Below are 14,850 nucleotides of genomic sequence, written 5' to 3'. Positions count from 1 at the left end.
GCGTATCGGGGGCGCATTCGCGCCGCAATCGTGTCGGAGACGTGTCGCTGACGTGCCTTGCGTCCTGGCCCTCTTTTCTGCGTTCGGGTCGTTCGGGGCGGTGCGGGTGTCGCCGCCGGGGCGCATTCAACGGAGCGCAAGCGGCGTCGGGACCCTCTGGAGTGCTTCCTTCATGGCAGCATGGTGAACCGGTTCGTACGGTGCACTGGTTGTCCACAGCCTGTGGAGGCGGCGATGCGGTGGTTGGTGGGATGGAGCAGCACCGCCGCGGGAGCACTCGCTGCCGGTTCGGCGGGGGCCACGGGGCAGGACGGCGAGACCGTGCACCCGGTGGGTTCCCAGCTCCTGTGGGGCGACCCCGATCCGCTCTGGGCGGTCGGCGACTGGCGCCCCGACGAGGTGCGGGTGGTGAGGGCCGACGACCGGACCCGCATCGCCGTCCTCGGCATCTGCGGTGCCACCGACGAGCAGCTGCGCGTCGCGCTGTTCGCCGCGCGCGGCGGGGCACTTCGGCATCTGACCGCCTGGCCCGGGAGCTACACCGCGATCGTGCAGGTCGGCAGGAGGCTCACCGTCTGCGGCGATCTCGCGGGCGCGCGGCCGGTGTTCCACACGCCCTGGGCCGGCGGCACGGCGTACGCGACGGCCGCGCTGCCGCTGGCCGACCTCATCGAGGCCAACCTCGACTTCGGGCACCTCGCCGCGCTGCTGGCCGCCCCTGACGTGCCCGCCGCGCTGCACGACTCCACGCCTTACGACGGCGTGAAGCGCATTCCGCCGGGGCATGCACTGATCCTGCGCGCCGGTGCGCGGGAGATCGCCGGGTACGAGCCCGTCGCCTCGCTGGCGGTGGCGGCACCTCCGGCCGACCCCGACAGCGCGGTCGACGCGGTGCGCGACGCGCTCGTGGAGGCCGTACGGACCCGGCTGTCCGCGCCGCGGCACGTCCCCGGGGCGGACATAGACCCCGGCCCCGTGCCCGGCATGGGACCCGCCGAGCGGCGTGCCGCGCGCGGGATGCCCGTTCCGGGGATTGGCGCGGACCTGTCCGGCGGACCGGCCTCGGGGACGCTGGCGCTGCTGGCCTCGGGGCTGCCCGGGATGCCGGGCACGGTGCTGGGGCACGGCACGGGCGCGGGGGAGCGGCTGCTGGCGGTCACCTTCAACGACCTCGCCGTCACAGGGCAGGAGGCCGAGCTGGAGCGGGCGGGCGCGCTGGCGGCGAACCCGCGGCTGCACCACGTGGTCGTGGCGGGCGGCGAGGAGACCCTTCCGTACGCCGACCTGGACGGCCCGCTGACCGACGAACCCGGGTCGTGCCTGGTGTCGGCGGCCCGGCACCGGGCACGGCTGGCGTCCGGCAGCGCGGACCACTTCACGGGCTACGGGGCCCGCCAGGTCCTGGACGCCCATCCGGCCCGGCTGGCCGACCTGCTGATGGACCGCCGGCGGCGTCATCTCGTGCGACCGGTCGCCGCGCTGGCCAAGGCGGACGGGTCGGTGCTGGTCCCCGCGCGCGTGTACGCGGCGGCCAGACGGCTGTCCCGTACGCCCTACCGGTCGGGCGTCGAGTCCCTGGCCGAGCGGCTGCTCGACCACCGGTCGGACGACGGCCTCGACGCGCTCGGTGGCGCGGTGGAGGCCTCGCTCGCCGCGCTGACCTGGGGCAGACCCGGGCCGGCCGCGCGCTGGCTGACCGGTGAGGCACTCGCTGAAGTATCGGTTCGCCTTCAGGCGTCGACGCACCGGTCGGAGCTGGTGGGGCCGGGGCAACGGCCGGGCGACTTCCGCGCGCGTGCGGCGCTGGCGCGGCACGCGGCGGACCTGCGGGTGCTGGAGCAGGCCGCGGAGATCCGCTTCCAGCGGCTGCACGCGCCCTTCCTCGACAACCAGGTCGTGCGCGCGGCCCGCGCGCTGCCCGAGGCGTTGCGCGTACGCCCCGGGGCACGGGCGTCGATCCTGCGTACGGTGCTGGAGGGGGCCGGAGTACGGGAGCTGCCGCCCGGGTGGGGCGTCCCGACCCAGGCGACCGAGGCGGCCGCGGCCCGAACGGGCCTGAGAGTGGCGGCGGACTCCCTGGTGACACTGTTCGACACGCCCCTCCTGGCGGAAGCGGGCCTGGTCGAGGCCCGCGTGGTCCGCAAGGCCCTGCGCTCCGCGGCGGCCGGCGAACCCCTCCCCCTGGACGGCCTCGCGGACCTGGTCTCCCTGGAACTCTGGCTCCGCCGCCTCCTCGCCCGCCGCGGCACCTGCTGGACGGGCACACCGGCACGCCAGCGAGCGGTACCGGCGGGGATCGCCCCGCAGCGGGGGGCGTTGGGGGCGGGGGCAGGGGGTCGGCGGAGGTAGCTGCCTCAGCTGCCCTAGCTGCGGGCAATCGTGCCGCTAAGGGCGGCACGGGTGGGCGCAGCGGCACCTCGTCGCGCCGAGCTGCGCAACGCCCCGGCCCCAGCACCGACGCCGAGCACCAGAAAACCCACCCCGCAGCAACACCCGGCCCCAGCGACAATGACCCCGTGCGGTACAGAATCCTGGGCACCACCACGGCAGAGGACGACCACGGCACAGCCGTACCCCTCGGCGGCCCCCGCCTCCGAGCCCTGCTCACCGCCCTCGCCCTACGCCCCTCCCACACCACCCCACCCCAGACACTGATCGACGAGGTATGGGCGGACGACCCACCCCAGGACGCCCCCGCCGCCCTCCAGGCCCTCATCGGCCGCCTCCGCCGCGCCCTCGGCAAGGACGCCGTGACGACCTCGGAATCCGGTGGCTACCGACTCACGGCCACGCGGGACGACATCGACCTCTTCGTCTTCGAACGGCTCGTCCAGCAGGGCACCGACGCCCTCGCCGCCGACGCCCCCGCCCTCGCGGAACGGCATCTCGACGACGCCCTCGCCCTCTGGCGCGGCCCCGCCCTCGCCGACCTGACCGACCGCTCCGCGGCCACCCGCCCGGAGGCCACGCACCTGGAGGCGGCCCGGGCCCGGGCCGAGGCCCGCCTACGGCTCGGCCGCGCGCAGGACGTCGTACCGGAACTGCGGGAACTGACCGCCGTACACCCGTACGACGAGCCCCTGCACGCGCTCCTCATCCGCGCCCTGCGCGACACCAGCCGGCAAGCCGACGCCCTCGCCGCGTACGAGTCGGCCCGCCGGGCCCTCGCCGAGGGCCTCGGTACCGACCCGGGCCCTCAGTTGCGAGCCTTGCACGCCGAGTTGCTCGGCGCGGCCGCGCAGGACCGGAAGCCCTCGTCGACGCCCCCCGTACGGCCCGAGCGCACCGGCAACCTCCGTCCCCGTCTGACCTCTTTCGTCGGCCGGGAACCCGAGATCAGCGCCATCCGTTCCGATGTGCACAGGGCCCGGCTCGTCACCCTCACCGGACCGGGCGGCTCCGGCAAGACCCGTCTCGCCGAGGAGGCCGCCGCCGGGCTTCCGCAGGCATGGCTGGCCGAGCTCGCCCCGCTCGACCGGCCGGAGGCGGTGCCCGGAGCGGTGGTCAGCGCGCTCGGTCTGCGCGAGACCGTGCTGATGACCAGCGAGCTGACGGCGGTGCAGGACGACCCGGTCGCCCTGCTCGTGGAGTACTGCGCCCCGCGCAGCCACGTCCTGATCCTTGACAACTGCGAGCATGTCATCGGTGCCGCCGCCCACCTCGCCGAAACCCTGCTGACCCGCTGCCCCGGACTCACGATCCTCGCCACCAGCCGCGAACCCCTGGGCGTGCCGGGCGAGGTGGTCCGTCCGGTCGAGCCCCTGCGCCCGGACCAGGCCCGCCGGCTGTTCGCGGAGCGCGCCGCCGCCGTCCGTCCCGACACGGACGCCGTGCTCCGTGACGAGCGGGCGGTGGCGGAGATCTGCCGGCGGCTGGACGGTCTGCCGCTCGCCATCGAGCTGGCGGCGGCCCGGCTCCGGCTGCTCACTCCCCGGCAGATCGCCGACCGGCTCGACGACCGCTTCCGCCTCCTCACCTCCGGGAGCCGTACGGTCCTGCCCCGCCAGCAGACCCTGCGTGCCGTCGTCGACTGGTCGTGGGACCTGCTCGACGAGGCCGAGCGGACGATGCTGTGCGAGGTGTCCGTGTTCGCGGGCGGCTGGGACCTCGCGGCAGCCGAGGCGGTGTGCACCGGGCCCGCCGCCGAACTGATCGGGGCGCTCGTCGACAAGTCCCTCGTCGTGGCCGCGCCCGGCGAGGGCGAGATCTCCGCCGGCATGCGGTACCGCATGCTGGAGACCATCCACGAGTACGCCGTCGAGCGTGCCGCCGAGGTGCCGCAGCTGCGGGCAGCGGCCGAGCGTCGGCACCACGCGTGGGTGCGCGCACTCGTCGAGCGGGCCGACCCGCTGCTGCGCTCCGCCGGGCAACTGCCGTGGATCTCCCGCCTGGAGACCGAGCTGGACAACATCCGCGCGGCCCTCGACCGGACCCTCACCGCCGGGGACGAGGCGGAGGCCGGTGCCCTCGCCCTGGCCATGGGCTGGTTCTGGTGGCTGCGCACCTTCCGGCACGAGGGCATGGAGTGGCTCGACCGGACCCTGCGCCTGGGCGCGGCGATGGATGCCACGGGCCGTGGGCCGACCGGTGTCGAGCCGGGCGTGCCCGACCCCGTCGACCACTTTCTCGCCACGCCGGACGGGGAAGCGGAACATCCGCTCCATGCCCTGCGGATGCAACTGCGCATGCTGCATCTGTTCTTCATGTCCGAGGACAGGCCCATGGACGCGTTCGTGGGCGAGCGGCGGCAGTACGTGACCCGGGTGTGGGCCTACTTCGAGGCCGGCGGACCGCAGGCGGCCCGGGTTCCGGGGCTCGTCTGGCCGATGATCGCCTCCTTCGTGGGGGAACTGCAGGACGTCCGGGCCGCCATGGATTCCGCCGTCGCCAACTGCCGTGCCCACGGAGGCGACTGGGAGACCGCCGTCGCCCTGATGTTCCGTACGCACATGGTGGTCGACGCCCCCGGCGACCTGGACGGCGTCGACGACGACCTCGCGGAACTGCGCACCCTCAGCCGCCGCGCCGGAGACCGCTGGCTGCGGGCCCAGGTGTGCAGCGCGGCCGCCGAGGCAGCCATGGCGCGCGGCCGGTTCGAGGAGGCCAAGGGGGAGTACGAGGAGGCTCTGCGGCTCGCCTACGAGGTGGGCGCGTACGCCGAGTCACCGTTCCTCATCGCCCGGCTCGCCGAGATCGCCTACCGCGCGGGAGATCGCCCGGCCGCGCTGGCGGCGCTGGACGAGGCGAGCGCCGCCGCCGACCGGTACGTCGTGGCGGACTCCAAGGCGTTCGTCCTGCTGCTGCGCGCCCAGATCGCGTTCGAGGAGGGACACATCGCGCGGGCGCGGGAGCAGTGCGACGCGGCACGCGTGGAGGCCGCGCGTGGCACACCGCCGCCCCAGTTCATGGTGATGCTGGATCTGATCGACGCCGTGATCACGGCGAGCGAGACCGCTCCGGAGCCCGCCCTGGCCAAACTGGCCGGAGCGATGCGCGACGCCGTGGACAGGCGGTGCTCCGACATGATCCGGGCGACGGTCGTGGACAGCGCGGCCAGAGTGCTGGCCGACCTCGGCGACTTCTCGCGTGCGGCACGGCTGCTCGGCGCCGGCGACCACTGGCGGGCCGGCCGCACCCGACCCATGCCGGAACACGCCCACGCGGAACGGACCGCGGCCACCGCTCGCACCGCCCTGGGCAGCGTCCGGTGCGAGTCCGAGCGCGCCCTGGGCGCGGGTCTCACCGCTGACGACGTCCTGCGCGAGCTGGACGAGGCGCGCAGTACGTACGCCGCCGAGCCACGCTAGGCGCAGGTGAACTTCGACTCCGCCCAGTCCGCCAGGACCACGTTGTCGAGGGCGCCGCGCGGCTCCACCACCAGCCGCACGGTGCTGCGCCCGGCGAGATTCACATGGACGGGAACGGCCGGGTCCCCGCCCTCGACCAGCCCGGACCGCCACAGCCGGACCCCGTCGGCGTAGACGGAGAAGTACACCTTGCCGAGCCTCAGCGTCAGGTCGTCCACCCCGACGAGCGCGTCGTAGGAGGAGCAGGACCGGTTGAGGTCGATGGTGACGGAGGAGCGGCCGTGCACGGTGACGCCCTGCGTGTACCGCTGGTCGCCGACCGACATGCCGTACCGCTTCCAGACCCAGCTGCTCGCCCCGATCCGCATCTCGGGCTCGGTGCCGTCGCCGCTGATGTCGTACGACAGTTCGCTCCACTGGTAGACGGCCGGAGCGGGCGGCGCCTCGGTCGGGGGCGGTGGGGGCGTGGGTGCCGTGGGTGGTGTCGGCCTCGGGGACGCGGGCGACGGGGTGGGTTTTGGTGCCGGTGTCGCCGCCGAGGACCGTGTGGGACGCGGGCCGGTCCCCGGGGTGGTCGGCGTCGGCGCGGGCGCCTCGGCGCGCGCGGGCACGATCCCCGGGGGGTGCGGCCCGGGCTCCCGCTTCGAGGGGGAGGGCGTGGGCGTGGGCTCGCCGGGCCGCACCACCGGCGATGTCGGGGAAGCCGGGGACGGGGGAGCCGTCTTCGCCTCCTCCGTCGGCTTCTCGTTGCCTGCCAGGGCCATCACCACCGCGGCCACGACACCCACGGCGACCACACCGGCCGCGATTCCGGCCTTCACCGGCCCGCCGACCGCCTCGGAAGCCGCCGCACCGCCGCCGCTTCCGGCCCCACCGGCCCCACCGGACGAACCGGCGCCCGCGCCCGCCGCCGCGCCGGACGAGCCTGTGCCCGCCGTCGCGGCCGCACCCGCGGCACCGGCCGCGCCCGCTCCTCCGGCGATGAGCCCGGCCACCTTGGCGTACCCGGCGGCACCGAACCAGCCGAGGACGGCGACCGGGACGACGGCGGGGATGCCACCGGCCACTTCCGCGATCTGGCTCGCGGCCAGCCGGCACTTCGCACACTCGTCCAGGTGCTTGCGCAGCCCTCGCTCGGCACGTGTGCGCAGCCGGCCACGGGCGTAGGTGCCGAGGTGGTCGGCGTAGCGCGCGCACTCCTCGTCGCCGGTGAGCGTGGCGCTGACGTGGGCCTGGAGGTAGGCCTGCCTGAGGCCCTCACGGGCCCGGCTGGCGAGCACCCGGGTGCCGTTGGCGTCCAGGCCGAAGAGCGTGGCGACCTCGCTGGGCGACTCGTCCTCGACCTCGGTGTGCCACAGCACGGCCTGCCACCGCTCGGGCAGCGACCGGAAGGCCTGCATGGCCATGGACCGCTCGGCCTGGTGCATCGCCCGCACGTCCGCGCCCAGTTCGAGCGTGTCGCCGTCGGACACGTCGGGCCCGTGCGCGGACTGGGCGGCGAAGACCGCGAAGTCGTCGACGAGCTGTTCCCGCCGCGCCGACCGCGTCCAGGAGGCGGCGACGCGCCGCACGGAGGTGAGCAGGTACGCGCGGACGGCGTGCTGCGGGCCGGAGCCGCCGCGCACCGCCTGGAGCATGCGGGCGAAGACCTCGGCGGTCAGGTCGTCCGCGGTGTACGCGTCACGGCAGCAGGTCCGGGCGTACCGGCGCACGCCCTGCGCATGGCGCCGGTACAGCTCCTCGTACGCCGTGTCGTCGCCCGCACGCATCCGGTCGATGAGCTCGGTGTCGGCCGGCGGGAGGTTGGGGGGTGGCGGCAGGACGCTGTCCTCGCGCCGGTCGCGCTGTGCCGGGACCGTCCCGTCGGCGGGGTGCCCGCCCGGCGGGACGCTCGCGCGTCCGCCCTGGCTCGGCACTTGTTCGTCCCGCCCGTCAACGCTCATGCGGAAAGCCCCCGCCAGCCGCCCAACCCGTCCAGACCACCGGGTCAGACTGCCACAGGGGCTCTTGGCCGGGACCCCCGAGTTCGGACGATCACTCATCCGTGGGGATTTACCGCACGCCAGTACTAGCCATCACCCTTTCGGGGAAGGCTCACCCCTCGGTCCGGATCCGGAGGTCCGGCTCGGGCCCGGAAGACTCACCGGGCCCGAAGTCCTTCTCCCACCCGTCGGCTCACGGCCGCGAGCGCAGCCCCTCCAGCAGGATGTCCAGCAGCCGGGCCGAGGCGGCCGCCTGCTGTGCCGCGTCGGGCAGCGAGGGCGCGGCCGTCGCGATCACCAGCAGGACGTCCGACACCGACACGTCCGGCCGCAGCTCACCCGCCGCACGCGCCCGCTCCACGAGCTGACCCACGACCTCGAGCAGCGCCGACGCCCCGGCGTCGTCCTCGGCGGCGACCGCCGGTACCGCTGCGATCGCCACCGGCTCCTCCGGAACCAGCCGCAGCTCCGTCGTGCCCGGCTGCGTCCGCTGCTGCGGCACGCGAGCCTGACCGGCACGGTCATCCTCGACCGAGACCCGCAGCACCTGCGGCGGCAGCAGCCGCCCGGCGCCGGAGGCCACCGACGTACGCAGGAAGCGCGACAGAGCCGACCACGGCTCGTCCTCCTGTCCGAGCGCCGCACGCGCCTGGTCGGTCAGCCGGGAGGTCTCCTCCTCGGCTATCCGCCGCACCAGGACGTCCTTGCTCGGGAACCGCCGGTACACCGTGCCCACACCGACCCGCGCGCGCCGCGCCACGTCCTCCATCGGCGCGCCGTACCCCAGCTCGCCGAAGACCTCACGCGCCGCACGCAGCACGTGCTCCAGATTGCGCTGTGCGTCCACACGCAGCGGTGTCGTGCGCGGGCCGTCCCCGCGTCCGCTGCCCACCGCCGCGCTCAACGTCGCGCCACCCGCCGCCAGAGCGGATGCGGACGACCAATGAGAATCCTGAACATGCATACGTATTCCCCCGGTAATGACGTCTCCCCCCGGAGACACTCCCCGCCATTCGATGCCGGGGCGGAGGGAACAGGCCCGGGTCCGCGGGCCCGTTCGTCGCGGACCCGGTGAGCGCATCCCCCTACACCCCGTCGACACACGAACATAGTTGAGAGGGAGTCAATTCAGAAGGGGCACGTTCCGCACGGAGCGCCCACCGATCGGAGTACGGGCCGTATACGTCCTGAATGTGCCCCTGCGCGCCCCCCGCACCACCCCGGCTGACCTGCGCTTATTCATCACAGCTCGATAATCCGGCCAACTCCGCGCGCTCTCCCGCTCCGGTCACACAATTGGTCGAGGCTGTGGACAAACGCAAGCGACGGGTGCGTCATGGGATGGTGAAGGAACGTGCGCGCATTCTCGTTGTCGGTGGCGGCTACGTCGGGATGTACACGGCCCTGCGCCTGCAGCGCAGACTGAAACGGGAACTGGACCGGGGCGAGGTGGAGATCACCGTCGTCACACCCGACCCGTACATGACGTACCAGCCCTTCCTCCCCGAGGCCGCCGCCGGTGCCATCTCGCCCCGGCACGTCGTCGTACCGCTGCGCCGCGTCCTCGACCGGTGCCGCGTCGTCATCGGCGAGGCGACCGCCGTCGACCACGCGCAACGCACCGCCACCATCAGCACCCTCGCCACCGAGGAGGAGGGCACGGGCGGAGAGCGGCTGACCTACGACGAACTTGTCCTCGCCCCCGGCTCCGTCTCGCGCACCCTGCCGGTCCCCGGCCTCGCCGAGCACGGCATCGGCTTCAAGACCGTCGAGGAGGCCATCGGCCTGCGCAACCACGTCATCGAACAGATGGACATCGCCTCCTCCACCCGCGACCCCGCGATCCGCGACGCGGCCCTCACCTTCGTCTTCGTCGGCGGCGGCTTCGCCGGTGTGGAGGCACTCGGCGAACTGGAGGACATGGCCCGCTACGCCGCGCGCTACTACCACAACATCCAGCCCGAGGACATGAAGTGGATCCTCGTCGAGGCCTCGGACCGCATCCTGCCCGAGGTCGGCGAGGAGATGGGCCGCTACACCGTCACCGAACTGCGCCGCCGCAACATCGACGTACGCCTGCGGACCCGCCTGGACTCCTGCGCGGACCGGGTGGCGGCCCTCAGTGACGGCGCGCGCTTCCCCACCCGCACGGTCGTCTGGACGGCCGGCGTGAAACCCCACCCGGTCCTCGCCGCCACCGACCTGCCCCGCAACGACCGCGGACGGCTCACCTGCACCCCGGAACTGACGATCGAGGGCACCACGCACGCGTGGGCGGCGGGAGACGCCGCGGCCGTCCCCGACGTCACCGCGGAGAAACCGGGCGGCGAGTGCGCCCCCAACGCCCAGCACGCCGTCCGCCAGGCCCGCGTCCTCGGCGACAACATCGTGCACGCCCTGCGCGGCGAACCCCTCACCACCTACACCCACAAGTACGTCGGCTCGGTCGCCTCCCTGGGCCTGCACAAGGGCGTCGCCCACGTCTACGGACGCAAGCTCAAGGGCTACCCCGCCTGGTTCATGCACCGCGCCTACCACCTCAGCCGCGTGCCCACCTTCAACCGCAAGGCGCGCGTGCTCGCCGAATGGTCCCTGGCCGGCCTGTTCAAACGGGAGATCGTCTCCCTGGGTTCACTCGAACACCCCCGGGCGGAGTTCGAACTCGCGGCCGGTGGAAAGCCTTCTCAAGACCCCCCGCACAACCCGAAGGGGTCGTCCTGACCGGACCCAGGAACTCCAGCGGCCGGCCCGGCGTCTGACGGATGTTGGTCCGGTCCGCGCCCTGCCAGACTGGTCCACCACCGCGGGCGTGCCACCCCACGTCCCGGTGCGGGCCTCCGGGCCCCGGCCGGTTCCGGTGCCGGCCGCCGACCACTACACGAGGCAAGGATTCGTGAACTTCACGCGCTGGAGCGCCCGGCTCCCCGGAACGCAGCGCCGCGCCGCAGCGCGGACCGAGCAGACGGCCTCCCCGGACCGGCGGGGGGACGGCTCCGTACCGGCCGCCCGCGCCGAAGCACTGACCGACGAGACACCGTCCGTACCCGCCGTCGACGAGCTGCGGGTGCGTGAGGTCCTCGACCGCGTCCCGTCCCTCGTCGCCCTGGTCCACGGCCCCGACCACCGCATCGCCTACGTCAACGACGCCTACACGACCGCCTTCGGCGTACGCCCCCTGGGCGAACGCGCCCGCGAGGTCCTCCCGGAGCTTGACGCCCTCGGCCTGTTCCCCCTCCTGGACCAGGTCCAGCGCAGCGGCAAGCCCCGCACGGTGAAGTCCCGCAAGGCCCCCGACGGCCGCTCCTACACCTTCACCTGCACCCCGGTCGCCCAGGGCGACGGCGAGGGCGGCAGCGAAGGCCGCGGTGTCCTGGTCTTCGCCACCGACGTCACCGACCACGCCGAAGCCGCCGAACGCCTGCGCGCCAGCGAACGCCGCCAGCGCGAAACCGCGGTGACCCTGCAGAGATCCCTGCTCCCCCAGGAACTCGAGGAACCGGACGACCTGCGCGTCGCCGCCACCTACCACCCCGGCGGCACGGAGGCCGCGGTCGGCGGCGACTGGTACGACGTGATCACCCTGGGCGGCGGCCGCACGGCCCTGGTCATCGGCGACGTCATGGGCCGCGGCGTCCGGGCGGCCGCGGTGATGGGCCAGCTCCGCACGGCGGTCCGCGCCTACGCCCGCCTCGACCTGCCCCCGCACGAGGTCCTGCAACTCCTCGACGGCCTGGCAGCCGAGATCGACGCCAACCAGATCGCCACCTGCGCGTACGCGGTCCACGACCCGAACGAGGGCAAGCTGGTCTACGCCTCGGCCGGCCACCTCCCCATCCTCGTCCGCGACGAGACCGGCACGGTCCTGCGCGCCGAAGAACCCACCGGCCCCCCGCTCGGCACCGGCGGCTGGATGCACTCCTCCGGCTCGATCCCCCTCAGCCCCGGCTCCACGGCCGTCCTCTACACGGACGGCCTGGTGGAGCGCCGGGACGCCGACCTGGACGAGGGCATCGCATCCCTGGAACGCGCCCTGGCCGGCGCCACCGGCACACCCCAGGTCGTCTGCGACCGCCTGGTCCGCTCGGCCGGCGTGACACCCGACCACGACGACGACGTGGCCGTCCTGGTCCTCCAGCACCCCGCCCGCACGGGCGCGGAGGGCGAGCTCTTCCGCAACGCCGCCCTGGAACTCCTCGGCGGCGTGGAAGCGGCCCCACGCGCGCGTGCCTTCGCCTCCGGCGTCCTGACCAGCTGGCGCTTCCCCGCCGACCTGCACGACCTGGGCGTCCTGGCCACCAGCGAACTGGTCGCCAACTCCCTCCAGCACGGCACCCCGCCGATGCGCCTGCGCCTGCGCCGCACCGACCGCCGCCTGATCATCGAGGTCACCGACGGCGACGACCACCTCCCCAGACGCCGCCGAGCCGAAGCGGGCGACGAGTCGGGCCGGGGCATCGCCATCGTCGCCACGATCGCGTCGAACTGGGGCTGCAGACGCACCCCGGGCGGCGGCAAGGCGGTGTGGTGCGAGTTCGCCCTGCCGCGCACACAGACGACCTAGCCGACTGGCAGCGGATCAGACGTCAGCGGAAACGGGCGCCCCACCCCGCGCCACGACCCGGCTCTTCCCGAGCCACGGCTGGTCCTGCACGTCGGTCAGCTGCCGCCCCAACCGCACGGCGAGGACGGTGATCCCGAGGGAGAACACCAGGAACGCCACGATGTACGGCGCGTGCAGCGAAGCCCCGAGCGGCCCGCCCACCGCCGGCCCGACGGCCAGCGCGAGCTGCTTGACCAAGGCGAACGCCGAGTTGTACTGCCCGGCCATCCCCTCCGGCGCGAGATCCGCGACCAGCGGGGCCACGGTCGGCGACAGCATCGCCTCGCCCAGCCCGAACAAGGCGTACGTCGAGACGAACGCGGCCGTCGCCATCTCCTGGCTCCCGTGCCCGAGGCCCGCGTACCCGGCGACGGCCCACGCCACGGCCCAGATCAGCCCCACGGCCGCGATCACCCGCGACCGCCTCCGCCGCTCCACGAACCGCAGCACCGCGAACTGCGCGATGACGATCACCAGCGTGTTCGCCGCCAGCGCGGTCCCCAGCGCCGACGTCGATATCCCGGCGGCCTCGACCCCGTACGCACTCAGCCCCGACTCGAACTGGCCGTAGCAGGCGAAGAACAACACGAAGCCCAGCACACACAGCTGCACCATGGCCCGATTGCCCAGCAACTGCTTCCAGCTGCCCCGCCCCGACGCCACGGGTGCGTCCTCGATCCGCGGCGCATGCGGCATCCGCACCGTCACCATCACCACGACCAGCAGCAGGAACATCGCCGCCTCGATCGCGAAGAGGAGGGTGAAGGAGGCGGCACTGGTCGTGTCGACCAGATGTCCACCGATGAGGCCACCGACACCGAGCCCGAGGTTCTGCAGGAAGAACTGCATGGCGAACGCCCGCGACCGCGTCTCCGCCGTCGAGCAGTCCACGATCATCGTGGCCAGCGCCGGCTGCATCACGGCCTGCCCGGCTCCCAGCAGGGCAGCCGACACCAGCACGGCCGCCGCACTGCTCGCGATCCCCAGACTCAGGGCACCTATGGCGGCGGTGATCAGGGCGGCGAGCAGCACCGGCAGCGGGCCACGCCGGACGATGGCCCGCCCGGCGAACGGCAGCACGACCAGCGCGGCCACAGCGAAGACGGCGAGCACGAGCCCCGCCGTCATGGCTCCCAGTCCCCGCACCTGCGCCACATAGACGTACAGGTAGGGGACCGTGAAGCCGAGCCCGAACGCGCTGAGTGCGTTACCCACGTGAATGCGGCGCATCGCTGCGCCCATCGCCCTGGTCACGTTCACCTCTCTCACAAGTTAGGAGTGAAGACTTCGAAACTAAACTTCGAAGCTAAAGAGTACATACCCAAGGACTTCAAGGCAAAGAACGTCCGTGCCATACTGCCGCCATGGGCGACACCCCCGGCCCCAGCGAGCCGACCCTCGAAGAACAGATCGCCGCGTACCAGCGCGAGTTCCAGGACCTCGACCCCCAGGTGGAGCAGATCGTCTCGGCCCTGTCCCGCCTGAACCGCCGCATGAACGTCGCCTACGGGCGTCAGACCTCGGCCCTCGGCATCAGCAACGCGGAGTGGGAGGTCCTCAAGGCCCTCGTCCTCTCCGGCGCTCCCTACCGTCTGGGCCCCAGCGACCTCGCCAAGCGCCTCGGTCTCACCCCGGCCGCCATGACCCACCGCATCGACCGCATGGTCGGCGAAGGGCTGGTTACCCGAGAGCGAGACGAGTCCAACCGCGTACGAGTCATCGTGGAGCTGACATCCGAGGGGCGTGAGAAGTGGCTGGAGGCAATGCGCCTGGCAACGGTCTTCGAGGAGGACCTGCTCCAGGATCTGTCCCCCGTCGAGCGCACCGCGCTCGGCAGCGTCCTCACTCGCCTGCTGCGCAGGGTGGAAGACGCCCAGCCGGACGCCGGCGGCCGCCTCTCAGACCTGGACTGACGGCCACACAAAAGATCTTGACAGGGGCCGCTTGACACCCCCCTGCCCGATCCGTAGAGTTCTTCGGGTTGCCGCGGAGCCGTAACGGTTCTGCGACGGCACTTTCGCCGCTCAAGCGGCACCCAACCACCAGCAAGATCGCTCCCAGCGGAGTTGATTTCGGCGTGCCCGAATTCAATTCGAATTGGGACTCGACGGCCTGATCGACTCGACACCGGCTCGATTTGGGAATCGGCGAGAGACCGCGCTAAGGTTGGACACGTCGGAACGGCCCAACAGCCGCAAAGACAACCCCCACTGACTGGGGATCAGGCCCGAAAGGATCTGATAGAGTCGGAACCGCCGGAAAGGGAAACGCGGAAGCGGGAACCTGGAAAGCACCGAGGAAATCGGATCGGAAAGATCTGATAGAGTCGGAAACGCAAGACCGAAGGGAAGCGCCCGGAGGAAAGCCCGAGAGGGTGAGTACAAAGGAAGCGACCGTTCCTTGAGAACTCAACAGCGTGCCAAAAGTCAACGCCAGATATGTTGATACCCCGTCTCCGGCC

Annotated in this window: 8 protein-coding genes; 5 read left to right on the top strand and 3 right to left on the bottom strand. The window is 72.9% G+C overall.

Going from position 1 to position 14,850, the window contains the following annotated elements:
• Nucleotides 1-234 precede the first annotated feature (234 nt).
• On the top strand, nt 235-2,349 hold the full coding sequence (locus OHU35_RS20110; RefSeq protein ID WP_359891500.1) for an asparagine synthase-related protein: 2,115 nt from the start codon (nt 235-237) through the stop codon (nt 2,347-2,349).
• 167 nt (nt 2,350-2,516) lie between these two features.
• Complete coding sequence (locus OHU35_RS20105) at nt 2,517-5,807, top strand: AfsR/SARP family transcriptional regulator (RefSeq protein WP_405506241.1); 3,291 nt, start codon at nt 2,517-2,519, stop codon at nt 5,805-5,807.
• Here OHU35_RS20105 and OHU35_RS20100 read toward each other — a convergent pair.
• Together OHU35_RS20100 and OHU35_RS20095 are read right to left on the bottom strand one after the other, a co-directional pair.
• Entirely contained in the window at nt 5,804-7,750 is a 1,947-nt protein-coding gene (locus tag OHU35_RS20100) for a sigma-70 family RNA polymerase sigma factor (RefSeq protein ID WP_405506239.1), read from the bottom strand. The genes OHU35_RS20105 and OHU35_RS20100 overlap by 4 nt on opposite strands.
• A 232-nt stretch (nt 7,751-7,982) precedes the next feature.
• Nucleotides 7,983-8,753: a TetR/AcrR family transcriptional regulator gene (locus OHU35_RS20095; protein WP_189727348.1), complete on the bottom strand. Its 771-nt coding sequence runs from the start codon at nt 8,751-8,753 to the stop codon at nt 7,983-7,985.
• A 377-nt stretch (nt 8,754-9,130) separates the two neighbouring features.
• Here OHU35_RS20095 and OHU35_RS20090 point away from each other — a divergent pair, with 377 nt between their 5' ends.
• On the top strand, nt 9,131-10,510 hold the full coding sequence (locus OHU35_RS20090) for an NAD(P)/FAD-dependent oxidoreductase (protein ID WP_189727349.1): 1,380 nt from the start codon (nt 9,131-9,133) through the stop codon (nt 10,508-10,510).
• A 172-nt stretch (nt 10,511-10,682) separates the two neighbouring features.
• Entirely contained in the window at nt 10,683-12,350 is a 1,668-nt protein-coding gene (locus tag OHU35_RS20085) for a SpoIIE family protein phosphatase (RefSeq protein WP_189727350.1), read from the top strand.
• Nucleotides 12,351-12,365: 15 nt separating this feature from the next.
• On the opposite strand, the gene OHU35_RS20080 is transcribed toward OHU35_RS20085, so the two are convergent.
• On the bottom strand, nt 12,366-13,631 hold the full coding sequence (locus OHU35_RS20080; protein ID WP_189727377.1) for an MFS transporter: 1,266 nt from the start codon (nt 13,629-13,631) through the stop codon (nt 12,366-12,368).
• 122 nt (nt 13,632-13,753) lie between these two features.
• Here OHU35_RS20080 and OHU35_RS20075 point away from each other — a divergent pair, with 122 nt between their 5' ends.
• A complete protein-coding gene (locus OHU35_RS20075; RefSeq protein ID WP_184593498.1) occupies nt 13,754-14,302 on the top strand; it encodes a MarR family winged helix-turn-helix transcriptional regulator in 549 nt (182 codons plus the stop codon).
• The last annotated feature ends 548 nt before the right edge of the window (nt 14,303-14,850 follow it).

The organism is Streptomyces purpurascens, assembly GCF_045040895.1.
Taxonomy (GTDB): Bacteria; Actinomycetota; Actinomycetes; order Streptomycetales; family Streptomycetaceae; genus Streptomyces; species Streptomyces purpurascens.
The sequence above is the reverse complement of the archived record's forward strand: the minus strand, read 5'-3'. Positions and strand labels throughout refer to the sequence as shown.